The organism is Streptantibioticus silvisoli (genome assembly GCF_027947535.2).
GTDB lineage: Bacteria > Actinomycetota > Actinomycetes > Streptomycetales > Streptomycetaceae > Streptantibioticus_C > Streptantibioticus_C silvisoli.
The window spans coordinates 133111-154480 of sequence record NZ_JAAGKO020000008.1; the positions used below are offsets into that span (position 1 = coordinate 133111).

The window sequence follows — 21370 nt, forward strand, 5'->3', positions numbered from 1 at the left end:
CGGCGGCCCCGGCCGGACGGGACCGGGTCTACAGACCCGGGTAGAGCGGGAACGCGGCCGCCAGGGTCTCGACCCGGGCGCGCAGCGCGGCCGCGTCGTACCCGGGCAGCAGCGCCAGGGCGATGACGTCGGCGACCTCGCGGAACTGCTCGGCGCCGAAGCCGCGGGTGGCCAGCGCCGGGGTGCCGATGCGCAGGCCGGAGGTGACCATCGGCGGGCGCGGGTCGTTCGGCACCGCGTTGCGGTTGACGGTGATGCCGATCTCGTGCAGCCGGTCCTCGGCCTGCTGCCCGTCCAGCTCGCTCTCGCGCAGGTCGACCAGGACCAGGTGCACGTCGGTGCCGCCGGACAGCACCGAGATGCCGGCCTGGCGGGCGTCGTCGGCCAGCAGGCGGTCGGCCAGCAGCCGGGCGCCTTCCAGGGTACGCACCTGCCGGTCCTTGAACTCCGGCGTGGCGGCCACCTTGAAGGCCACCGCCTTGGCCGCGATGACGTGCTCCAGCGGGCCGCCCTGCTGGCCGGGGAAGACCGCGGAGTTGATCTTCTTGGCCAGCTCGGCGGTGGACAGGATCACCCCGCCGCGCGGACCGCCGAGGGTCTTGTGCGTGGTGGTGGTCACCACGTGGGCGTGCGGCACCGGCGACGGGTGCAGTCCGGCGGCCACCAGGCCGGCGAAGTGCGCCATGTCGACCATCAGGTACGCGCCGACCTCGTCGGCCACCCGGCGGAACGCGGCGAAGTCCAGCTGCCGCGGGTACGCCGACCAACCGGCGATGATCAGCTGCGGGCGGTGCTCCTTGGCCAGCGCCTCGACCTCGGCCATGTCGACCACACCGGTGTCGTCCACGTGGTACGGGACCACGTTGTACAGCTTGCCGGAGAAGTTGATCTTCATACCGTGGGTCAGGTGGCCGCCGTGCGCGAGGCTCAGGCCCAGGATGGTGTCACCCGGCTTGAGCAGCGCGAACATCGCCGCGGCGTTGGCCTGCGCGCCGGAGTGCGGCTGCACGTTGGCCGCCTCGGCGCCGAACAGGTCCTTGACCCGTTCGATGGCGATCCGCTCGGCGACGTCCACGTGCTCGCAGCCGCCGTAGTAGCGGCGGCCCGGGTAGCCCTCGGCGTACTTGTTGGTCAGGACCGAGCCCTGCGCCTCCATGACGGCCACCGGGGCGAAGTTCTCCGAGGCGATCATCTCCAGCGTGGACTGCTGGCGGCGCAGTTCGGCGTCGACGGCCGCCGCGATGTCCGGGTCCACCTCGTGCAGCGGGCTGTTCAGCAGCGACATGCGGTTCTCCAGGTCCTGTCGGGGGTCTGCGGGCGCCGTCATTCGCCGGCGAAGGCGGTGTAGTCGTCCGCCGACAGCAGGTCGTCCGGCTCGGCGGAGACCCGCACCTTGAACAGCCAGCCCGCCTCGAACGGCGCGCTGTTGACCAGCGCCGGGTCGTCGACGACGTCCTGGTTGAAGGCGGTGACGGTGCCGGAGACCGGCGAGTACAGGTCGCTGACCGACTTGGTCGACTCCAGCTCACCGCACGACTCGCCCGCGGTGACCTCCTGGCCCTCCTCGGGGAGCTGGACGAAGACCACGTCACCGAGGGCGTGGGCGGCGTGCTCGGTGATGCCGATCGTGGCCACGCCGTCCTCGACGGCGGAGAGCCACTCGTGCTCCTTGCTGTAACGCAGCTGCGCGGGGTTGTTCATGGGAAAAGTCTCCTGGATACGGAAGCGGTACGCGAAACAGGGTGGGCGGTACGCGGACGGCACCCGGCGCGAGGGCCGGGCGGCCGGGCGCGCGCGGGGCCGGGACACCCGGGTCGTCCCGGGCGCCGCACGGGTCAGCGGGCGCGGCGGTAGAACGGCAGCGCGACGACCTCGTGGGCCTCGTGCGCCCCGCGGATGTCCACCGCGACGCCCCCGGTGCCGGGCTCGGCATGCGCGGCGTCCAGGTAGGCCATGGCCAGCGGCTTGCCCAGGGTGGGCGACGGCGCGCCGGAGGTGACCTCGCCGATCACCGTGCCGGCCGCGTCCACCACCGGGTAACCGGCCCGCGGCACCCGGCGGCCCGCGGCGACCAGGCCGACCAGGACGCGCGGCGGGTTGGCGGCCGCCTTCCGCGCGGCGGCCTCCAGCGCCGCGCGGCCGGTGAAGTCGCCCGGCTTGTCGAACTTCACCACCCGGCCGAGCCCGGCGTCGAACGGGGTCAGCGCGGTCGTCAGCTCGTGTCCGTACAGCGGCATGCCCGCCTCCAGGCGCAGCGTGTCGCGGCACGACAGCCCGCACGGCACCAGGCCGCGCTCGCGCCCGGCGTCGGTCAGCGCGGTCCACAGCGCCTCGGCGTCGGCGGGGGCGGCGAACAGCTCGAAGCCGTCCTCACCGGTGTAGCCGGTGCGCGCGATCATCGCGGGCACCCCGGCGACGGTGCCGGGCAGCCCGGCGTAGTACTTCAGGCCGTCGAGGTCGGCGTCGGTGACGGCGGCCAGGATCGCCGGGGCCTGCGGACCCTGGACCGCGATCAGCGCGTAGGCGTCCCGGTCGTCGCGGACGGTGACGTCGAAGCCCGCGGCGCGCGCGGTCAGCTCGTCCAGCACGACCTGCGCGTTGGAGGCGTTGGCGACCACCATGAACGCCTGCTCGGCGAGCCGGTAGACGATCAGGTCGTCCAGGATGCCGCCGTCCTCGCGGCAGATCATGGTGTACCGCGCCCGGCCCGGCTTGACCGCCGACAGGTGGCCGACCAGCGCGAAGTCCAGCGCCTCGGCCGCCTGCGGGCCGGTCAGGGTGATCTCGCCCATGTGCGACAGGTCGAACAGGCCGGCCGCGGTGCGCACCGCGACGTGCTCGTCGCGCTCGCTGCCGTACCGCAGCGGCATGTCCCAGCCCGCGAAGTCGGTCATGGTCGCGCCGAGCGCGCGGTGCACGGCGTCCAGCGCGGTGCGGCGGGGGGCGGTGGTCATGGGCGGGCTCCCAGTGCAGACGGTCGGAAGGCAGAGGACGACGATCCTCCCCATCTGTCATCGGAACCTGAGAGGTTCACCACGATCCCGCCGGGGGAGTGGCTTGCACCTTGGGTGGGGCAGCGCGCTGCCCGCTTTTCAGATCTGCCTAGCTCATGCGGTATCGGGGCCTGAGAGATTCAAGGGAGGACTTGCTCCTTCGGCGCCCCGGCGGGCGTGTCGCGCCACCCGGGGACTCTCCCGCACAAATTCGAACGGCCGGTATGCAATTGGCGCGGTCATCATTGCACGGGCCGGCCGTCGCGATCCAGACAGTCCGGTCACCGCGATCCGGGGCAGTAGGGTTTCGCCGGACGGTACCGGGAGGTACCGGGGAACAGCACGGCGGCAGGTGGGTGGAGATGAGTGTTCCGGCGGAGTACGAGCCAGGTGAGCACACGTTCGGGCCGTTCGAGCCCGGCGTCGGCCAGGGCTTTCCCGGGCCGGCGGACGGCATGCCGCCCGGCGCCGGTCCCGTCCCGCAGCAGGTGCCGCTGCCGGCCGTGCTGACCGGCAGCGGCTGGCCGGCCAACGAGCTGGAGGAGGTGCTGACGGCCGCCATCGGCGACCCCGGCGCCACCCCGCGCGTCATCGAGGTGCTCGCCCGCTCCACCGTGTGGGTCCCGGTGCCCGGTGGCGACGTCGACGCCGGACTGCCCGGCCTCGACCTGGACGGCCTGCCCTACGCCCCGGTCTTCAGCTCCGAGGCGCAGCTGCGGCAGGCCGCGCCCGGCCTGATGTTCGGGGTGCTGCCCGCGCTGGAGTTCGCCCGCGGCCTGCCCCCGCAGGTGGGCCTGGCCGTCAACCCCGGCGGCGCCGTCGGCATCCCGCTGCCCGCCGCCGCGGTCGAGGAACTGTGCCGGGCCGGCGCCAGCGGCGGCGCCCGGGTCCGGCTGTGGGAGCCCGAGCCCGACGAGGAGCCGGTCGACTTCCTGGCCACCGCCGCCGGCGAGTTCGCCGTCACCCCGGTCGTCCTGTCCGCCCGCCGCGCGCTGGGCTCGGTCGAGGGCGAGTCGCCCACGCTGTTCGTCGGCGTCGAGCTGGACCGCTGGCAGGAGGAGGACCGCGCCGAGGCCATGAACGCCCTCGGCCGCGCGCTGGCCGCCGCACCGCTGCCCTGGCCGGTCAACCTGCTGCTGCTCGACGTCGCGCAGGACCCGCTGGGCGACTGGATGCACGGCGCCGTCCAGCCGTTCTTCAGCCGCGACTGACCCGGCCCCGGCCGCCCCCGTGACGGAACGTGAGCGCCCGCCACCGAACGTGCCGCGAACGCCGTCCGGCGCCGTCCGGGAACCGCTCCACGTGTGCGTTTCGTCCTGGGTCGATAACGGGTCCACCACGGCGCTGTCAGTGGCCGCACTTAACCTGGTTTGATGGCGGCGGAAACGGGCCGGTCACCCGGCTGCGCGGTACGCGTCGTTGCGACCGGCGGCGGAGACGGTGGACGCGACAGACGTCCGACGGCGGAGCAGAAGGGACGGGTCCGACGGTGAACGCGGGCGTTGAGGACGCGCTGCGCCAAGTGGCGCCCGGGCGGTACGACACCTACGAGGTCCTGCTGCACGCGCTGTCCGAGGGCCAGGTGTGGATGCTGCTGTGGCACGGCCAGCCCGGCTCGCCCGACGCGCAGTACGGCAACATGGAGCTGGACGGCCTCGGCTACGCGCCGTGCGTCACCTCCACCCAGGAACTGCTGGCCAGTGGCTGGAACCGGTCGCACGAGATCGTCACCGGCCGTGACATCGCCGCCGAGCTGTACCGCGAGCGCTACGGCCTGTGGCTCAACCCGCACGCGCCCGGCGGCGGCGTCGGCGTGCCGTGGCTGGACCTGCGCCGGACGGCCACCGGCCTGGACCGGCTGCCGGCCGGTCCGCTGCACATCGGCGAACCCGACGGCGGCGCCCAGCAGTTCTACGCCCCGCTCGGCCAGTACGCGCAGAGCACCCCGGTGGTCCGCGCGCTGCGCGGCGCCTGGGTGCGCCCGGCGCTCGGCGACCCCTACCTCGCCGTCGGCCTCGACCTGTACGACAACGGCCCGCAGGCCGTCGAGGCGGTCCGGCTGATGATGCAGCAGGCGGTGGCCGGCGCGCCCGCCGGGCTGGCGGTCTCCACGGTCGCGATGGCCGACGAGTACGACCAGGTCGCCCTGTGGATGCGCCACTGCGCCCGGCCGTTCTACGACCGCGACCTGTTCGGCGCCACCCAGGCGATGCCCGCCCCGGCCACCGGCGCCTGGGGCGGGCAGCCCACCGCGTACGGCGCCCCGCCGCAGCAGGGCTGGGCGCCGCCGCGGCCGTACTGACCGGGGCGGCCCGGCCCGCGGACGGCGGGCCGGACACGTCGGCCGGCGGCGTCCCGCCCGGTGCGGCCCCGCGCCGCGTTCAGCCCTTCAGCGCGGTCTCCAGCAGGCCCAGCGGCGGGCTGCCCAGGTCGAGCATCGCGCGGTGGAAGCGGTCCAGGCAGAAGCCCGTGCCCCACGCGGTCCTGGCCCGGTCGCGCAGGCCCAGCAGCTCCAGCTTGCCCCAGGTGTAGCGCCCGTAGGTGGCGTCGAAGGTGCCGCGCCGGGCCTCCGAGACCGCGCCGGCCCGCGCCAGGAAGGCGTCCCGCTCGAACCGCGCGGTCGCCTCCGCGACGTCCATCGCCCCGGTGTGCAGCCCGATCGCGCAGGTCAGCCGGGTGCTGCGGATCAACGCCTCCAGCGCGACGCCGATCGCGTAGCGCGGGTCGCCGTCGCGGAAGCCCTCCTCCCAGAAGACCTCCTCGGCGTAGTGCGCCCAGCCCTCGCAGAACGCCAGCGAGTACAGCGTGCCGCGCACCTCGCCCGGCGCGTGCCGCAGCGAGCGGCCGTGCGCGAAGTGGCCGGGGGCGACCTCGTGCGCGGTGATGGCCGGCAGGCTGGTGCGGTTGAAGATCGACAGCCACTCCTCGCGCTCCGCCCGCGGCCACCGCGGGTCGGGCGGGGTGACGTGGTACCAGGAGGGGGAGTCCGGCTCGTGCGGCGCGGCCCACGTCATCATCGCGGTCGCCCAGCGCCGGGAGGCCGGCGCCGGGCCGACCCGCCACTCGCCGTCGACGTGCGGGGCGAGCCGGCGTTCCCGGGTGAACGCGATGACCTCCTCGGTCAGCGCCGCCGCCTCCGCGATCACCGTCTCCGCGTCCGGGTGGTCCGCCAGCAGCTCCGGGACCAGTCCGGCCACGGTCCGCGTCGGGTCCAGCGCCCGGCAGCCCTCGGTCAGCAGCTCCGTCATCCGGGCGCGTTCGCGGTCGGCGGCGTCGGCCAGCGCTGTCAGGTCGACGCTGACGCCCTCCTGCGACCCCATCAGCGCCGCCAGGCCCGCCCCGCCGAGCCGCCCGTCCGGGTCGCCGGTGCGTGCGGCACGGTCGATGTGCTCCACCAGGCGTTCGTGCGCCGCCAGCGCCTCGACGACGTGCGGTCCCTCGGCCGGGTCGACGCCGTCCGTCAGCCCCCGCACCGCGGGCAGCAGGGATGCGGCCACCGGTGCGGCCAGCCGGTCGAGCGACTCGATGGCGGCGTCCACCGCCTGCGGCCACTGCGCCAGGTGGCGTCTGCGGGCCAGCGCGCGGTCCCCGGCCGGCGCGTACTGCCGGTCGTAGCAGGCCAGATCGAGGTTGGAGATGTGCGCGTGCGGGTCGCGCCGGTGCAGTTCCAGCTCGCCGAACTGCACCCGGGCGGCGTCCTCGAAGACCGCCAGATGGGCCTCGTCGTGCGCGTCCGGCAGCGCGGGACCGTCGCGGCGGGCCCGGGCCAGCGCGGCCAGCGAGCGCCGCACGCCGTCCGGCGAGAGGTCCTGCGCCACTCCGTCGTACTCGTGCCGGCCGGCCATCTCGCGGACCGTGGAGACGTTCAGATCGCACACCGCGCGCATTCGGTTGTCCATGCCGCAGACCGTACCGAGACCGGGGCCGGTGGCCGGAAACCACTGGCTACCCGCCGGTAACATTTTCGGTGTACGGTACAGCTCATGGCACGAGCGACCATCGGTGACAGCGAGTTCGACCGGGACACCGCGATCACCCCGCGACCGGGAGAGCCGGGCGTCTTCGACACCACGCTGTCCGCCGGCTGGACCATCATTCGCGCGGTCAACGGCGGTTACCTGCTGGCCGTCGCGGCCCGCGCGCTGGCCGCCACCCTCCCGCACCCCGACCCGGTCGCCGTCAGCGCGCACTACCTGACGCCCACCGAGCCCGGCCCGGCCGTGCTGCGCGCCGAACCGGTCCGCACCGGCCGCACGCTGTCCACCGGTACCGTCCGGCTGCTCCAGCCCGGCGCCGACGGCACCGAGATCGAACGCCTGCGGGTCACCGCCACCTTCGGCGACCTGGCCGCCCTGCCCGACGACGTGCGCACCACCGCCACCCCGCCGCTCCTGCCGCCCCGCGACCGGTGCCCCGGCAGCCGGGACGCCCCCGGCGTCGACCGGATCGTGCCGGGCAGCACCGAGATCCTCGACCGGCTCGACCTGCGGCTGGACCCGGCCACCGCCGGCTGGGCGCTCGGCCGGCCCGGCGGCCACGGCGAGATGCGCGGCTGGCTCGGCCTCGCCGACGGCCGCGACCCCGACCCGCTCGCGCTGCTGCTCGCCGTCGACGCCCTGCCGCCCACCGCCTTCGAGATGGGCCTGCGCGGCTGGGTGCCCACCATCGAACTCACCGTCCACGTCCGCGCCCGCCCCGCACCGGGCCCGCTGCGCGTCGCCATCACCACGCGGAACCTGGCCGGCGGCTTCCTGGAGGAGGACGCGGAGGTCTGGGACAGCGCGGACCGCCTGGTCGCCCAGTCCCGGCAACTGGCGCAGGTGCTGCTGGGGTGAGCGCGGGGGCGTCGCCGGGGTGAGCGCGGGGGCGTTGTCGGGGTGAGGGCGCTGCGACGTGAGCGCCGGGAGGCTTGGCACGGGGATACGGGCAGGCGGTGAGGCGAGTGTCCGGCGCCGGCCCGGACGCCGGCATCACGTCGGACATCGCAACTCGGTTCCGCCCCCGGCGCCGACCGCTCCACCCCCGGCGCCGACCGCTGCCCCCCGGCGCCGGTCCCCGCCTGAGCCGCCCCCGCCCCCCGCGCAACGGTCACCGCGCCCCCGCGACGCCCACCCCGCATCCCGCGCGACCGCCACCCCGCGCCCCGCGAAACCCCCCGCGCCCCCGCGCAACACCCCCCGCGCGACCACCGCCCCCGGCCTCCGGCGCCCCCAACCGGAGGCCGCCTCCCCCCTGGCGGGTCCTGGCCGTAGAATCCAGGGATCATGGCCTACCTCGATCACGCCGCCACCACCCCGATGCTGCCGGAGGCGGTTCGGGCGATGACCGCGCAGTTGACCGCCACCGGCAACGCCTCGTCGCTGCACGCCGCGGGGCGCCGGGCCCGCCGGGCGGTGGAGGAGTCCCGGGAGGCGCTGGCCGCCGCGCTGGGAGCACGGCCCAGCGAGGTGGTCTTCACCGCCGGCGGCACCGAGGCGGACAACCTCGGCGTCAAGGGCCTGTACTGGGCCCGCCGGGCCGCCGACCCGGCCCGGGTGCGGGTGCTGGCCAACCCGGTCGAGCACCACGCCGTGCTCGACGCCGTCCACTGGCTCGGCGACCACGAGGGCGCCCGGGTGGAGTGGCTGCCGGTCGACGCGGTCGGCCGGGTCCACCCCGAGGCGTTGCGCGAGGCGATCGCGCGCGACCCCGACGACGTCGCGCTGGTCACCGTCATGTGGGCCAACAACGAGGTCGGCACGGTCAACCCGATCCCTCAACTCGCCGAAGTCGCCCACGAGTTCGGCGTTCCGCTGCACACCGACGCGGTCCAGGCGTTCGGCCAGCTCCGGCTGGACTTCGCCGCCAGCGGCGCGGACGCGCTCACCGTCAGCGGCCACAAGGTCGGCGGCCCGTACGCCACCGGCGCGCTGCTGCTGCGCCGCGAGTGGACCCCGGTGCCGGTGCTGCACGGCGGCGGGCAGGAGCGTGACGTGCGGTCCGGGACGCTCGACGTGCCGGGGATCGTCGGCTTCGCCACCGCCGGCGTGCTCGCCGAGGAACGCCGCCCGGACTTCGCCCGGGTGACCGGCGCGCTGCGCGACGCGTTGGTGGCCGCGGTCCGCGAGGCGGTGCCGGACGCCGTCCTCAACGGCGACCCGGACCCGGCGGGCCGGCTGCCGGCCAACGCCCACTTCTCCTTCCCCGGCTGCGAGGGCGACTCGTTGCTGCTGCTGCTCGACGCGCGCGGCATCGAGTGCTCCACCGGCTCGGCCTGCACCGCCGGCATCGCCCAGCCCAGCCACGTGCTGCTGGCGATGGGCGCCGACCCGGCCCGCGCCCGCGGCACGCTGCGCTTCAGCCTCGGGCACACCTCCACCGGCGCCGAGGTCGCCGAGCTGGCCGGGGCCATCGGCCCGGTGGTCGAACGCGCCCGCGGCGCCGGACTGGTCTGACCCGGCCGCCGGCCGGACCCCCGGGTCCGGCGGGCACCGGGGTACGCGGGAGCGCGGCACCGGCCGGGGCACGTACCCTGGAGGCGCTATGACGTATCCCGGTGCTCCCACAGGTCCCCGTGACGGCTCCCGGCTGCGGGTGCTCGCCGCCATGTCCGGCGGGGTCGACTCCGCCGTCGCCGCCGCCCGCGCCGCCGAGGCCGGCCACGACGTCACCGGCGTCCACCTCGCGCTGTCCGCCAACCCGCAGTCGTTCCGCACCGGAGCGCGCGGGTGCTGCACGCTGGAGGACTCCCGCGACGCGCGCCGGGCCGCCGACGTCATCGGCATCCCGTTCTACGTCTGGGACCTGGCCGAACGCTTCCGTGAGGACGTCGTCGAGGACTTCGTCGCCGAGTACGCGGCCGGCCGCACCCCCAACCCGTGCCTGCGCTGCAACGAGAAGATCAAGTTCTCGGCGCTGCTGGACAAGGCGCTGGCCCTCGGCTTCGACGCGGTCTGCACCGGCCACTACGCCACCGTCGTGGTGCGCGACGACGGCTCCCGCGAACTGCACCGCGCCGACGACGCCGCCAAGGACCAGTCCTACGTCCTCGGCGTGCTGGACGAACGGCAGCTGGCGCACGCGATGTTCCCGCTGGGCGACACCCTCACCACCAAGGACGAGATCCGCGCCGAGGCCGAACGCCGGGACCTGGCCGTCGCCCGCAAGCCCGACAGCCACGACATCTGCTTCATCGCCGACGGCGACACCCAGGGCTTCCTGGCCCGGCGGCTCGGTACCGCCGAGGGCGACATCGTCGACGAGGACGGCAACCGGCTCGGCGGCCACGACGGCGCCTACGGCTTCACCATCGGCCAGCGCAAGGGCATGCGCATCGGCACCCCGGCCGCCGACGGCAGGCCGCGCTACGTCCTGGACATCTCGCCGGTGACCAACACCGTCACCGTCGGCCCCGCCGAGGCGCTCGACGTCACCGCGCTCACCGCGATCCGCCCCCGCTGGTGCGGCACCCCGCCGACCGCCGCCGGCCGCTACACCGCCCAGCTGCGCGCGCACGGCGAGGACGTCCCGGTCACCGCCGAGCCCACCCCCGACGGCCTGCACGTCACCTTCGACGCCCCGGTCCGCGGCATCGCCCCCGGCCAGGCGGTCGTCCTCTACGACGGCACCCGCGTCGTCGGCTCCGCCACCATCGCCACCACCCGGCGCCGTACCCCGGCGGGCACGGTCTGACGGTCCGCCGTACGAGGCCGTACGAAGCCGTAGGAGGCCGTACGACGAGGTCGGCGCCGCAGTCGTGGCGCCGGCGCGTCCGGCGTCGTGGCGACGGCCCCGCGGTCCTGGCGACGGCCAACCCGGTCGTGGTGACGGTACCCGGAGCCGGGGTGGCGGCCCACCTGGCGGAGAGCGCCGGGGCGCGGTGATGCGAGCATGACCGCATGAGCACCTATCTGATCACCGGCGCCGGATCGGGCATCGGCGCGGCCGTGGCGCGGCGGCTGAGCGAACGCGGCGACGACCTGTGGCTGCTGGCCCGCAACGCCGGCCGGGCCAAGGAGCTCGCCGCCCGCTTCCCCGGCGCCGCCACCGTGGTCGGCGACCTGGCCGAACCCGGGCGGCTGTCCTGGGCGTTCGGCCAGCAGCGGATGCCGCAGGAGCTCGACGGCCTGCTGCACTCGGCCGGCGTCGTCGACCTCGGCCAGGTCGGCGAGCTGACCCCCAAGGTCTGGCTGCGCACGCTGGCCGCCAACCTGGTCGCCCCCGCCGAGGTCACCCGGCTGCTGCTGCCGCAACTGCGCCTCGCCCAGGGCCACGTGCTGTTCGTCAACTCCGGCGCCGGGCTGGCCGCCCACGCCGAGTGGAGCGCGTACGCCGCCAGCAAGCACGGCCTGAAGGCGCTCGCCGACTCCCTGCGCGAGGAGGAGCGCGGCAACGGGGTGCGCGTCACCACCGTCCACCCGGGCCGCACCGCGACCCCCATGCAGGAGAAGGTCCACCACCAGGAGGGCAAGGAGTACGACGCCGCCCGGTGGATCGACCCGGAATCGGTGGCCACCGCCCTCCTGACCGCCCTCGACCTGCCGCGCGACGCGGAGATCTCCGACCTGACGATCCGCCCGGGCCGATGACCACACCGTCGCCGGCCGGCACTCCGCCGGCCGGCGGCACCTCTCCCGCCGGCCTGTTCCCCGCCGGCCCCGCCGACGTGCGGCGGACGCGCCGCCCCCAACCCCGCTCCCCACCACCGCCCCCAGCCCTTCTGCGCTCCTTCCCCGCCACCGTTCCCGTCCCGCTCCCGCCGCCGTTCCCGTCACCGCTCCGGCCACCCCTCCCGCCCCGACCCCGCCCCCCTGACCGGCGGCTACGCTTCCCCGGTGAGCACCGAGCGCAGCACAGTCCTGGCCCTGGCCCCCGGCACCGCCACCGGCATCGGTTCGATGCCCGGTGAGGACGCCCGGGAGGCCGCGAAGACCGTCACCGGATCGCTGGAGGGCTGGCCGTTCCTGCCCGAACTGCCCGCCCGCGGGCCCGGCGCCGACATGACCGGCCGCACCCTGGGGATGCTGGTCGAGCTGTACGCCCGCGTCGAGCCCAGCGGCTGGCGGTTCGGCGACCGCCCCGGCCGCGACACCCGCCGCTCGCACGCCTGGCTGCGTGAGGACCTCGACGCGCTGGAGGAGTTCACCCAGGACTTCCAAGGGCCGCTGAAGATCCAGGCGGTCGGCCCCTGGACGCTGGCCTCCACCGTCGAGATGCGCGGCGGGGAGGCCGCGCTGTCCGACTCCGGTGCCCGCCGCGACCTGGCCGGCTCGCTCGCCGAGGGCCTGCGCCTGCACGTCGAGGACGTCTCGCGCCGCGTCCCCGGCGCCCGCGTCGTCCTCCAGCTCGACGAACCGGGGCTGGCCGCCGTCCTGCTCGGCCGGGTGCCCTCCGCCAGCGGCTACCGCACCCACCCGGCCATCGACCGAGCCGTCGCCGAGTCCACCTTGCGCGAGCTGGTCGAGGCGGTCGGCGTCCCGGTCGTGGTGCACACCTGCGCCCCCGGCGTGCCGTTCGGCCTGCTGCGCCGCGCCGGGGCGGCCGGCATCTCGTTCGACTTCTCGCTGATCACCCAGGGTGACTGGGACGCCGTCGGCGAGGCGGTCGAGGCCGGCACGGTCCTGCTGGCCGGCGTGGTCCCCGGCACCGACACCGGCGGCGCGGCCGGTGGACCGCGAATGTCCGACCCTGCCGGTAGCGTCAACGGTGTCAGGTCGCTCTGGCGTGGTCTGGGACTCGCCCCCCAGACGCTGGGCGAGTCCGTCGTGGTCACCCCCGCGTGCGGTCTCGCCGGTGCCTCGCCGGCGTACGCCCGCGCGGCGCTCGCCCGGTGCGTCACCGCGGCCAGGACACTCGTCGACGACCCTGAGTGACCGCGGGGCCGCCGCACCCACGGCACGAGCGGCACCAGCGGACGCAGGAAAGACCCAACGGAGGGCCCAGGGGCATGGACAGCACGATTCCCGCGCAGGCACGCGAGCGGCACGCCCTGCTGGCCGAGCAGGTCGAGGAGCACCGCTTCCGCTACTACGTCAACGACCAGCCGGTCGTCAGCGACGCCGACTTCGACAGGCTCCTGCGCGAACTGGAGGCCCTCGAGGAGGAGTACCCGGCGCTGCGCACCCCGGACTCACCCACCCAGAAGGTGTCCGGCGCCTACGAGACCGAGTTCACCTCCGTCCGGCACCGCGAGCGCATGATGTCGCTCGACAACGCCTTCGACGACGAGGAGCTCGGCGCCTGGGCCGACCGGGTCGCCGCCGACCTGGACGGCCTGACGTACCACTACCTGTGCGAACTCAAGGTCGACGGCCTCGCCGTCAACCTCACCTACGAAAACGGCCGCCTCACCAGGGCCGCCACCCGCGGCGACGGCCGCACCGGCGAGGACATCACCTCCAACGTCCGCACCATCGGCGACATCCCCGACCGGCTGGCCGGCGACGACGTGCCCGCGCTGATCGAGGTGCGCGGCGAGGTCTACTTCCCGGTCGAGGAGTTCGAGGCGCTCAACGCCCGGCTGGTCGCGGCGGGCGACAAGCCGTTCGCCAACCCCCGCAACGCGGCGGCCGGTTCGCTGCGCCAGAAGGACCCCAGAGTCACCGCGACCCGCCCGCTGCACATGGTCGTGCACGGCGTCGGCGCCCGCGACGGCTTCAGCATCGACTGCCAGTCGCACGCCTACGACCTGCTGAGCGCCTGGGGACTGCCCACCTCCCCGCACATCAAGGTCGTCCAATCGGTCGCCGCCGTACGGGAGTTCATCGCGCACTACGGCGAGCACCGGCACTCCGTCGCCCACGAGATCGACGGTGTCGTGGTCAAGGTCGACGAGGTCCCCTTGCAGGGCCGGCTCGGCTCCACCTCCCGCGCGCCGCGCTGGGCCATCGCCTGGAAGTACGCACCGCAGGAGGTCAACACCAAGCTGATCGACATCAAGGTCGGCGTCGGCCGCACCGGCCGGGTCACCCCGTACGCCCAGGTCGAACCGGTCACGGTGGCCGGCTCCGAGGTGGAGTTCGCCACCCTGCACAACCAGGACGTCGTCAAGGCCAAGGGCGTGCTGATCGGCGACACCGTGGTGCTGCGCAAGGCCGGCGACGTCATCCCGGAGATCCTCGGGCCGGTCGTCGACCTGCGCGACGGCAGCGAGCGGGAGTTCGCCATGCCGGCCGCCTGCCCCGACTGCGGCACCGCCCTCCAGCCGATGAAGGAGGGCGACATCGACCTGCGCTGCCCCAACGCGCGGTACTGCCCCGCCCAGTTGCGCGAACGCGTCTTCTACCTGGCCGGCCGCCGCGGCTTCGACATCGACCACTTCGGCTACGTCGCCGCCACCGCGCTCACCCAGCCGCTGGAGCCCGCCACCCCGCCGCTGCGCGACGAGGGCGACCTGTTCGACCTCACCGTCGAGGAACTGCTGCCGATCCGCTCCCACGTCCTGGACCCCGACTCCGGCCTGCCCAAGCGGGACCCGGAGACCGGTGAGCCGAAGGTCGTCACCTTCTTCGCCAACCAGAAGGGCGAGCCGAAGAAGAACACCCTGTCGATGCTGGAGAAGATCGCCGCCGCCAGGGAACGCCCGCTGGCCAACGTCATCACCGCGCTGTCCATCCGGCACGTCGGACCGGTCGCCGCCGAGGCGCTGGCCCGCGAGTTCCGCGACCTCGACCGGATCGCCGCCGCCGAACAGGAGGAACTCGCCGCCGTCGAAGGCGTCGGGCCCACCATCGCCGCCTCCGTCAAGCAGTGGTTCGCCGAGGACTGGCACCGGCAGATCATCGAGAAGTGGCGCACGGCCGGCGTGCGGTTCACCGAGGAGGGCTCCGACACCGGCCCGCGCCCGCTGGAGGGCCTGACCGTGGTGGTGACCGGCACGCTGGAGTCGCACACCCGGGACGGCGCGAAAGAGGCGCTCGTCAGCCGGGGGGCGAAGGTCACCGGATCGGTGTCGAAGAAGACCGGCTTCGTGGTCGTCGGCGACAACCCCGGCTCGAAGTACGACAAGGCCGTGCAGCTGAAGGTGCCGATCCTGGACGAGGCCGGCTTCGCCGTCCTGCTGGAAGCCGGTGCCGACGCCGCCCGGGAACGCGCGGTCAACGCCGAGCCCGCGTGACGCCGCGCCCGTGAACTCGGCCCGGACCGCGCTCATATCAGACGACCGGTTGGTTCAGGATGCCATTCGGGCAACCCGGCAGGTTCCGTCCCCCGACGGCTGTTCGCGGCCTACTGTGGAGACGCGTTCCTGCCGGGCAACGACGTCAGCGCCGGGTGTGGCTCGCTACCCAGCGCGCGATCCGGCGGTGAGAGGGACGGCATGAAACGGACGGAACAGGCGGGAGCGGTGCCCCGCCGGCGGCGCACGGCCGTCCGGCCGCCACCGCCCACGGTGCTGCGCGGCGCCACGATCGGCGCCGCCGTGCTCACCCTCGCGGCCGGCTTCGCCCACACCGTCGCCGGACACCACGCGCTCTTCCCCGGCGGCGCGGCCGGCTGGGCGTTCGCGGTGCTCATCGGCGTCCTCGTCGGCCACCTGGTCGCCCTCGGCCAGGACCGCTGGTGGGGCGGCACCGGTTCCGGCGCCGCCCTCACCCTGGCCGTCCTGCTGCTGTACGGCTGGATGCCGTCCACCCTGGTCGGCCTGACCGTCGTCGTGCTGGTCTGCGCCGCCCGCCGGCACCGCTGGCGGCAGGCCGCCGTGCACGCCGCGGTGGACGCCCTCGGCGTCGCGGCCGCCGCCGGCACGCTGTGGCTGTGCGGCCGCCACCCCTCGCCCGCCCACCCCTGGCAACCCGCCCTGTGGGGCTGGGCGGACGTCCCGGTGCTGCTGGCGGTCTCCCTGACCTACCTCGCCGCCACCCGCGCCCTGCTGTGGTACACCGTCGCCCCGCGCCGCACCGGCGTGCCCAGCGTGGTACGCACCGCGCTGGCCCGGCAGGGCCTGGTCGGGCTGGCCACCCTCGGCATCGCCCCGCTGGTCGTGGTGGTCGCGGCCGACCGCCCGGTGCTGCTGCCGCTGTTCGCGGTGCCGCTGGTCGCCCTCGACCACTCGCTGTGGATGGCCCGGGCCCGCGCCGAGGAGCAACTGCGCGACCCGCTCACCGGCCTGCCCAACCGCCAGTGGCTGCTGGAACGCGCCTGGGCCGCCCTGGACGACGCCGAACGCGACGGACAGCGCTGCGCCCTGCTGCTGATCGACCTCGACGGCTTCCGGCACGTCAACGACACCCTCGGCCACCTGGCCGGCGACCGGCTGCTGCTCCAGATCGCCGACCGGCTGCGGCTCGCGCTGCCGCGCGGCGCCGAGGCGGCCCGGCTCGGCGGCGACGAGTTCGCCGTCCTGCTGCCCGCCTGCGACTCCGCCACCCGCGCCCAGCGCGCCGCCCGCGCCCTGGTCGCCGCCCTGCGCTCCCCGCTGGACATCGACGGCCTCACCCTGGTGCTGGAGGCCAGCGCCGGCGTCGCCGTCTACCCCGACCACGCCCGGGACGCCGAGGGCCTGCTGCGCCGCGCCGACGTCGCGATGTACGAGGCCAAGCGGGACCGCACCGGCGTCGAGGTCTACGAGGCCACCAAGGACGGCAACACCCCCGACCGCCTCGGCCTGCTCGGCGACCTGCGGCACGCCCTGGAACTGGGCGACGTCGAACTGCACTACCAGCCCAAGGTCCGCTTCGACGGCAAGGTGGCCGGCCTGGAGGCGCTGCTGCGCTGGGAGCACCCGGAACGCGGCAAGGTCAGCCCGGAGGAGTTCATCGCGATCGCCGAGACCTCCGGCCTGATGCCCGACCTGACCGACTACGTGCTGGAGACCGCCCTCGGCCAGGTCGCCCGCTGGCGCGCCATGGGCATCGAGGTCCCGGTCGCCGTCAACGTCTCGCCGCGCGACGTCCACACCCCCGGGTTCGCCGGCTCGGTCGCCGCCCGGCTGGCCCGGCACCGCGTGCCGCCCGGCTCGTTACAACTGGAGATCACCGAACACGCCATGCTGGAGGAGCCGCAGCGCGCCGCCGACACGCTGGCCGCCCTGACCGGTCACGGCGTGAAGATGTCGCTGGACGACTTCGGCACCGGCTACTCCTCCCTGGTGCACCTGCGCAAGCTGCCGGTCAGTGAACTGAAGATCGACCGCTCGTTCGTGGCCCGGCTGGTCGCCGACGCCGAGGACGCCGCGATCGTGCGCTGCACGATAGACCTCGCGCACTCCCTCGGCCTGCTGGTGGTCGCCGAGGGCGTCGAGGACGACGAGACGTGGGAACGGCTGCGCGACCTGGGGTGCGACGCCATCCAGGGGTGGCTGGTGGCCGCCGCCATGCCGGCCGAGGAGGCCACCGCCTGGCTGCGGATCCGGGCCAAGGACGGCTGGCACCGCGAGAGCGCCGACCTGCCCGCCACCGCCCCCGGCCGGTGACCGTTTAGCGGCCCGGGCACGCGGCGCCATAGGATTGGCGGCGAAACTCCCGACAACACCCCTGAGGACCGCCGCATGCCTGGCATCACGCGCGAGGAGGTCGCCCACCTCGGACGGCTGTCGCGTCTGGAGCTGAAGGACGAAGAGCTCGACCACTTCGCCGGACAGCTCGACGCAATCATCGGCGCGGTCGCCCGCGTCGCCGAGGTGGCCGGCGAGGACGTACCGCCGACCTCGCACCCGCTGCCGCTCACCAACGTCATGCGGCCGGACGTCGTCCGGCCGTCACTGACCCCGCGGCAGGCGCTGTCCGGGGCCCCGGCCCAGGAGCAGCAGCGGTTCAAGGTTCCGCAGATCCTGGGGGAGGACTGATCATGACCGACCTGACCAGGATGACCGCGGCCGAGACCGCCGCGACGATCGCCGCCGGCGAGGCGTCCGCCACCGAGGTCGCCCAGGCGCACCTCGACCGGATCGGCGCCGTCGACGAGAAGGTGCACGCGTTCCTGCACGTCGACACCGAGGGCGCGCTCCGGGCCGCCCGCGCGGTCGACGACCGGCGGGCCCGCGGTGAGGAACTCGGCCCGCTGGCCGGCGTCCCGCTGGCGCTCAAGGACATCTTCACCACCGAGGGCGTGCCGACCACCGTCGGCTCCAAGATCCTCGAAGGCTGGATCCCCAGCTACGACGCGACGCTGACCCGCCGGCTGAAGGACGCCGGGGTGGTCATCCTCGGCAAGACCAACATGGACGAGTTCGCCATGGGGTCCTCCACCGAGAACAGCGCCTACGGCCCCACCGGCAACCCCTGGGACCTCACCCGGATCCCCGGCGGCTCCGGCGGCGGCTCCTCCGCCGCGCTCGCCTCGTTCCAGGCGCCGCTGGCCATCGGCACCGACACCGGCGGCTCCATCCGCCAGCCCGCCTCCGTCACCGGCACGGTCGGCGTCAAGCCCACCTACGGCGGCGTGTCGCGGTACGGCATGGTGGCGTTCTCCTCCAGCCTCGACCAGGGCGGCCCCTGCGCCCGCACCGTGCTGGACGCCGCGCTGCTGCACGAGGCCATCGCCGGCCACGACCCGCTCGACTCCACCTCCATCGACGCCCCGGTCCCGCCGGTCGTCGAGGCGGCCCGCAACGGTGACGTGCGCGGCATGCGGATCGGCGTCGTCAAGGAGTTCGCCGGCGAGGGCTACCAGGCCGGCGTCATGACCCGGTTCAACGAGGCCGTGGAACTGCTGCGCGAGCTGGGCGCCGACGTCGTGGAGGTCTCCTGCCCGTCGTTCAGCTACGCGCTGGCCGCCTACTACCTCATCGCGCCCTCCGAGTGCTCCTCGAACCTCGCCCGGTTCGACGCCATGCGCTACGGCATGCGGGTCGGCGACGACGGCACCCACAGCGCCGAGGAGGTCACCGCGCTGACCCGCGCGGCCGGCTTCGGCGCCGAGGTCAAGCGCCGCGTCATGCTCGGCACCTACGCGCTCAGCTCCGGCTACTACGACGCGTACTACGGCAGCGCCCAGAAGGTCCGCACCCTGATCACCCGCGACTTCGAGCGGGTCTTCGGCGGCGTGGACGTCCTGGTCTCGCCGACCACCCCGACCACCGCGTTCCCCATCGGGGAGCGGGCGGACGACCCGATGGCGATGTACCTCGCCGACCTGTGCACCATCCCCACCAACCTCGCCGGCAACGCGGCCATGTCGCTGCCCTGCGGCCTGGCCCCGGAGGACGGCCTCCCGGTCGGCCTGCAGATCATCGCCCCGGCGATGGCGGACGACCGGCTCTACCGGGTGGGCGCCGCCGTCGAGGCCGCGTTCACCGCCCGCTGGGGGCACCCGATCCTGGAGGAGGCTCCGACGCTGTGAGTACTGGGAGCAACGTGAGCAAGCTGGAGAAGGCCAAGAACTTCCGCAAGTCCAAGGCCGGCACGTACCTGTCCATCGGCACCACCGTGTTCGGCACGCTCGGTGTCGTCAAGCAGTTCCGCACCGCCCGCGGCGAGGGCGACACCCTCCGGGTCGTCGACGCGGTGGTCCGCGCCGCCGTCATCGTCACCGGTGTCGCGGTCCTGCTGCGCGAACTGCGCGACCTCAGCGGCGACGACGTCCTCGCCGGCTGACGACGCGGAGATAAGGAAACACCGTGACTGTCACTGACGAGCTGGTGTCGTACGAGGACGCCCTGGCGACGTACGACCCGGTCATGGGCCTGGAGGTCCATGTCGAACTGGGCACCCGGACGAAGATGTTCTGCGGCTGCTCGACCGAGCTGGGCGCCGAGCCCAACTCGCAGACCTGCCCCACCTGCCTCGGCCTGCCCGGCTCGCTGCCGGTGGTCAACGCGGTCGGCGTGGAGTCCGCGATCAAGATCGGCCTGGCGCTCAACTGCGATATCGCGGAATGGTGCCGGTTCGCCCGGAAGAACTACTTCTACCCGGACATGCCGAAGAACTTCCAGACCTCGCAGTACGACGAGCCGATCGCCTTCAACGGCCACCTGGACGTCGCGCTGGAGGACGGCGAGATCTTCCGGGTGCAGATCGAGCGCGCCCACATGGAGGAGGACACCGGCAAGTCCACCCACGTCGGCGGTGCCACCGGCCGCATCCACGGCGCCTCGCACTCGCTGCTGGACTACAACCGGGCCGGCATCCCGCTCATCGAGATCGTCACCAAGCCGATCGAGGGCGCCGGCGCGCGGTCCCCGGAGGTCGCCAAGGCGTACGTGGCGGAGCTGCGCGAGCTGATCCGCGCCCTGGGGGTCTCCGACGCCCGCATGGAGATGGGCCAGATGCGCTGCGACGTCAACCTGTCGCTGCGCCCGCACGGCCGGGAGAAGTTCGGCACCCGCAGCGAGACCAAGAACGTCAACTCGCTGCGCAGCGTCGAGCGGGCCGCCCGGTTCGAGATCCAGCGGCACGCCGCGGTCCTCAACGGCGGCGGCACCATCGTGCAGGAGACCCGGCACTTCCACGAGGAGGACGGCTCCACCACCTCCGGGCGCATCAAGGAGGAGGCCGAGGACTACCGGTACTTCCCCGAGCCCGACCTCGTGCCGGTCGCCCCGGCCCGCGCATGGGTCGAGGAGCTGCGCGCCGGCCTGCCGGAGCTGCCGCGGGTCCGCCGCGAACGGCTGCGCACCGACTGGGGCATCTCCGACCACGAGATGCAGTCGGCGCTCAACGCGGGCGCCATCGACCTGATCGTGGCGACCATCGAGGCCGGCGCCCCCGCCGACCAGGCCCGCAAGTGGTGGATGGGCGAGCTGGCCCGCCGTTCCAACGAGGACGGCGTGGAGCTGGCCGCGCTGCCCATCACCTCCGGGCAGGTCGCCCGGGTCTGCGCGCTGGTCGCCGACGGCAAGCTCAACGACAAGCTGGCCCGCCAGGTCATCGAGGGCGTGCTGGCCGGTGAGGGCGATCCGGACGCGGTCGTCGCGGGACGCGGCCTCGCCGTGGTCTCCGACGAAGGCGCCCTGGGCACCGCCGTCGATGAGGCGATCGCCGGCAACCCCGGCATCGCCGACAAGATCCGCTCCGGCAAGGTCGCCGCGGCCGGCGCGCTGGTCGGCGCGGTCATGAAGGCCACCCGCGGCCAGGCCGACGCCGGCCGGGTGCGGGAGCTCATCCTGGAGAAGCTCGGCGCGGAAGGCTGACGCCGCCGGACTCCACACGTGAGGCGGCCCCCGGTCCCGGGGGCCGCCTCACGCGTTTTCGTGCGGTGTACGTGCGGTGGACGATCGTGCGGTGTACGTACGGATTCCGCCGTGTTCGTGCGGTGGGCGTGGGGCGTGGGCCTGGGGCTTCGGGTGCGGTGGCGTGCGGTGCGGTGAGGGGTGCGGCGGGGTGCGGTGGCGTGCGGCGCGGTGAGGGGTGCGGCGGCGTGCGTGGCGTGCGGCGCGGTGCGGGATGCGGCGGCATGCGTGGCGTGCGGCGCGGTGCGGTGAGGGGGCGGTGGCGTGCGGTGCGGTGCGATGGCCTGCGTGC

General features: G+C 74.4%; 17 protein-coding genes and 1 riboswitch. Of the genes, 13 read left to right on the plus strand and 4 right to left on the minus strand.

Going from position 1 to position 21370, the window contains the following annotated elements; genetic code table 11:
• Positions 1-28: 28 nt before the first annotated feature.
• The 3 genes from glyA to gcvT all read right to left on the minus strand — a co-directional run bounded on the left by glyA (position 29) and on the right by gcvT (position 2954).
• Positions 29-1285 (minus strand): serine hydroxymethyltransferase, encoded by a 1257-nt coding sequence (gene glyA / locus POF43_RS08650; protein ID WP_271313090.1) that lies wholly within the window; start codon positions 1283-1285, stop codon positions 29-31.
• Between the two features lie 38 nt (positions 1286-1323).
• The gene (gene gcvH, locus POF43_RS08655) at positions 1324-1701 is read right to left on the minus strand and encodes a glycine cleavage system protein GcvH (protein ID WP_271313089.1); all 378 of its coding nucleotides are present in this window, start codon (positions 1699-1701) and stop codon (positions 1324-1326) included.
• 134 nt (positions 1702-1835) lie between these two features.
• A complete protein-coding gene (gene gcvT, locus POF43_RS08660; RefSeq protein ID WP_271313088.1) occupies positions 1836-2954 on the minus strand; it encodes a glycine cleavage system aminomethyltransferase GcvT in 1119 nt (372 codons plus the stop codon).
• Positions 2955-3102: 148 nt separating this feature from the next.
• A riboswitch (glycine riboswitch) is annotated at positions 3103-3207 on the minus strand.
• Between the two features lie 241 nt (positions 3208-3448).
• Between gcvT and POF43_RS08665 the strand changes: the two genes are divergently transcribed.
• Positions 3449-4204, plus strand: a complete 756-nt coding sequence (locus POF43_RS08665; protein ID WP_372515909.1) for an enhanced serine sensitivity protein SseB — start codon at positions 3449-3451, stop codon at positions 4202-4204.
• Positions 4205-4482: 278 nt separating this feature from the next.
• Positions 4483-5295, plus strand: coding sequence for an enhanced serine sensitivity protein SseB C-terminal domain-containing protein (locus POF43_RS08670; protein ID WP_271313086.1), 813 nt, complete (start codon positions 4483-4485; stop codon positions 5293-5295).
• Between the two features lie 79 nt (positions 5296-5374).
• On the opposite strand, the gene POF43_RS08675 is transcribed toward POF43_RS08670, so the two are convergent.
• Positions 5375-6892 (minus strand): DUF885 family protein, encoded by a 1518-nt coding sequence (locus POF43_RS08675; RefSeq protein WP_271324117.1) that lies wholly within the window; start codon positions 6890-6892, stop codon positions 5375-5377.
• Between the two features lie 84 nt (positions 6893-6976).
• On the opposite strand from POF43_RS08675, the gene POF43_RS08680 reads away from it, so the two are divergent.
• From POF43_RS08680 to gatB, 11 genes are all read left to right on the plus strand, one after another.
• A complete protein-coding gene (locus tag POF43_RS08680) occupies positions 6977-7828 on the plus strand; it encodes a thioesterase family protein (RefSeq protein ID WP_271324116.1) in 852 nt (283 codons plus the stop codon).
• Between the two features lie 429 nt (positions 7829-8257).
• Positions 8258-9427, plus strand: coding sequence for a cysteine desulfurase family protein (locus POF43_RS08685; protein ID WP_271325448.1), 1170 nt, complete (start codon positions 8258-8260; stop codon positions 9425-9427).
• An 88-nt stretch (positions 9428-9515) separates the two neighbouring features.
• On the plus strand, positions 9516-10664 hold the full coding sequence (mnmA, locus tag POF43_RS08690) for a tRNA 2-thiouridine(34) synthase MnmA (RefSeq protein WP_271317963.1): 1149 nt from the start codon (positions 9516-9518) through the stop codon (positions 10662-10664).
• A 206-nt stretch (positions 10665-10870) separates the two neighbouring features.
• Positions 10871-11560: an SDR family oxidoreductase gene (locus tag POF43_RS08695; RefSeq protein WP_271317964.1), complete on the plus strand. Its 690-nt coding sequence runs from the start codon at positions 10871-10873 to the stop codon at positions 11558-11560.
• A 309-nt stretch (positions 11561-11869) separates the two neighbouring features.
• Positions 11870-12844 (plus strand): methionine synthase, encoded by a 975-nt coding sequence (locus POF43_RS08700; RefSeq protein ID WP_271325299.1) that lies wholly within the window; start codon positions 11870-11872, stop codon positions 12842-12844.
• Between the two features lie 74 nt (positions 12845-12918).
• Entirely contained in the window at positions 12919-15087 is a 2169-nt protein-coding gene (gene ligA / locus POF43_RS08705; protein WP_271325298.1) for an NAD-dependent DNA ligase LigA, read from the plus strand.
• Between the two features lie 201 nt (positions 15088-15288).
• A complete protein-coding gene (locus POF43_RS08710) occupies positions 15289-17382 on the plus strand; it encodes a putative bifunctional diguanylate cyclase/phosphodiesterase (RefSeq protein ID WP_282704490.1) in 2094 nt (697 codons plus the stop codon).
• A 75-nt stretch (positions 17383-17457) separates the two neighbouring features.
• Positions 17458-17754: an Asp-tRNA(Asn)/Glu-tRNA(Gln) amidotransferase subunit GatC gene (gene gatC, locus POF43_RS08715; RefSeq protein ID WP_271317157.1), complete on the plus strand. Its 297-nt coding sequence runs from the start codon at positions 17458-17460 to the stop codon at positions 17752-17754.
• Positions 17755-17756: 2 nt separating this feature from the next.
• Entirely contained in the window at positions 17757-19250 is a 1494-nt protein-coding gene (gene gatA / locus POF43_RS08720; protein WP_271317156.1) for an Asp-tRNA(Asn)/Glu-tRNA(Gln) amidotransferase subunit GatA, read from the plus strand.
• 14 nt (positions 19251-19264) lie between these two features.
• Complete coding sequence (locus POF43_RS08725) at positions 19265-19504, plus strand: hypothetical protein (RefSeq protein WP_271317159.1); 240 nt, start codon at positions 19265-19267, stop codon at positions 19502-19504.
• Positions 19505-19527: 23 nt separating this feature from the next.
• Positions 19528-21039: an Asp-tRNA(Asn)/Glu-tRNA(Gln) amidotransferase subunit GatB gene (gene gatB, locus POF43_RS08730; RefSeq protein WP_271324953.1), complete on the plus strand. Its 1512-nt coding sequence runs from the start codon at positions 19528-19530 to the stop codon at positions 21037-21039.
• Positions 21040-21370 lie beyond the last annotated feature (331 nt).

Coding starts and splice junctions, on each gene's coding strand:
- glyA (WP_271313090.1), bottom strand. CDS start 1,285: ATGTCGCTGCTGAACAGCCCGCTGCACGAGGTGGACCCGGACATCGCG.
- gcvH (WP_271313089.1), bottom strand. CDS start 1,701: ATGAACAACCCCGCGCAGCTGCGTTACAGCAAGGAGCACGAGTGGCTC.
- gcvT (WP_271313088.1), bottom strand. CDS start 2,954: ATGACCACCGCCCCCCGCCGCACCGCGCTGGACGCCGTGCACCGCGCG.
- POF43_RS08665 (WP_372515909.1), top strand. CDS start 3,449: ATGCCGCCCGGCGCCGGTCCCGTCCCGCAGCAGGTGCCGCTGCCGGCC.
- POF43_RS08675 (WP_271324117.1), bottom strand. CDS start 6,892: ATGGACAACCGAATGCGCGCGGTGTGCGATCTGAACGTCTCCACGGTC.
- POF43_RS08680 (WP_271324116.1), top strand. CDS start 6,977: ATGGCACGAGCGACCATCGGTGACAGCGAGTTCGACCGGGACACCGCG.
- POF43_RS08685 (WP_271325448.1), top strand. CDS start 8,258: ATGGCCTACCTCGATCACGCCGCCACCACCCCGATGCTGCCGGAGGCG.
- mnmA (WP_271317963.1), top strand. CDS start 9,516: ATGACGTATCCCGGTGCTCCCACAGGTCCCCGTGACGGCTCCCGGCTG.
- POF43_RS08695 (WP_271317964.1), top strand. CDS start 10,871: ATGAGCACCTATCTGATCACCGGCGCCGGATCGGGCATCGGCGCGGCC.
- POF43_RS08700 (WP_271325299.1), top strand. CDS start 11,870: ATGCCCGGTGAGGACGCCCGGGAGGCCGCGAAGACCGTCACCGGATCG.
- ligA (WP_271325298.1), top strand. CDS start 12,919: ATGGACAGCACGATTCCCGCGCAGGCACGCGAGCGGCACGCCCTGCTG.
- POF43_RS08710 (WP_282704490.1), top strand. CDS start 15,289: ATGAAACGGACGGAACAGGCGGGAGCGGTGCCCCGCCGGCGGCGCACG.
- gatC (WP_271317157.1), top strand. CDS start 17,458: ATGCCTGGCATCACGCGCGAGGAGGTCGCCCACCTCGGACGGCTGTCG.
- gatA (WP_271317156.1), top strand. CDS start 17,757: ATGACCGACCTGACCAGGATGACCGCGGCCGAGACCGCCGCGACGATC.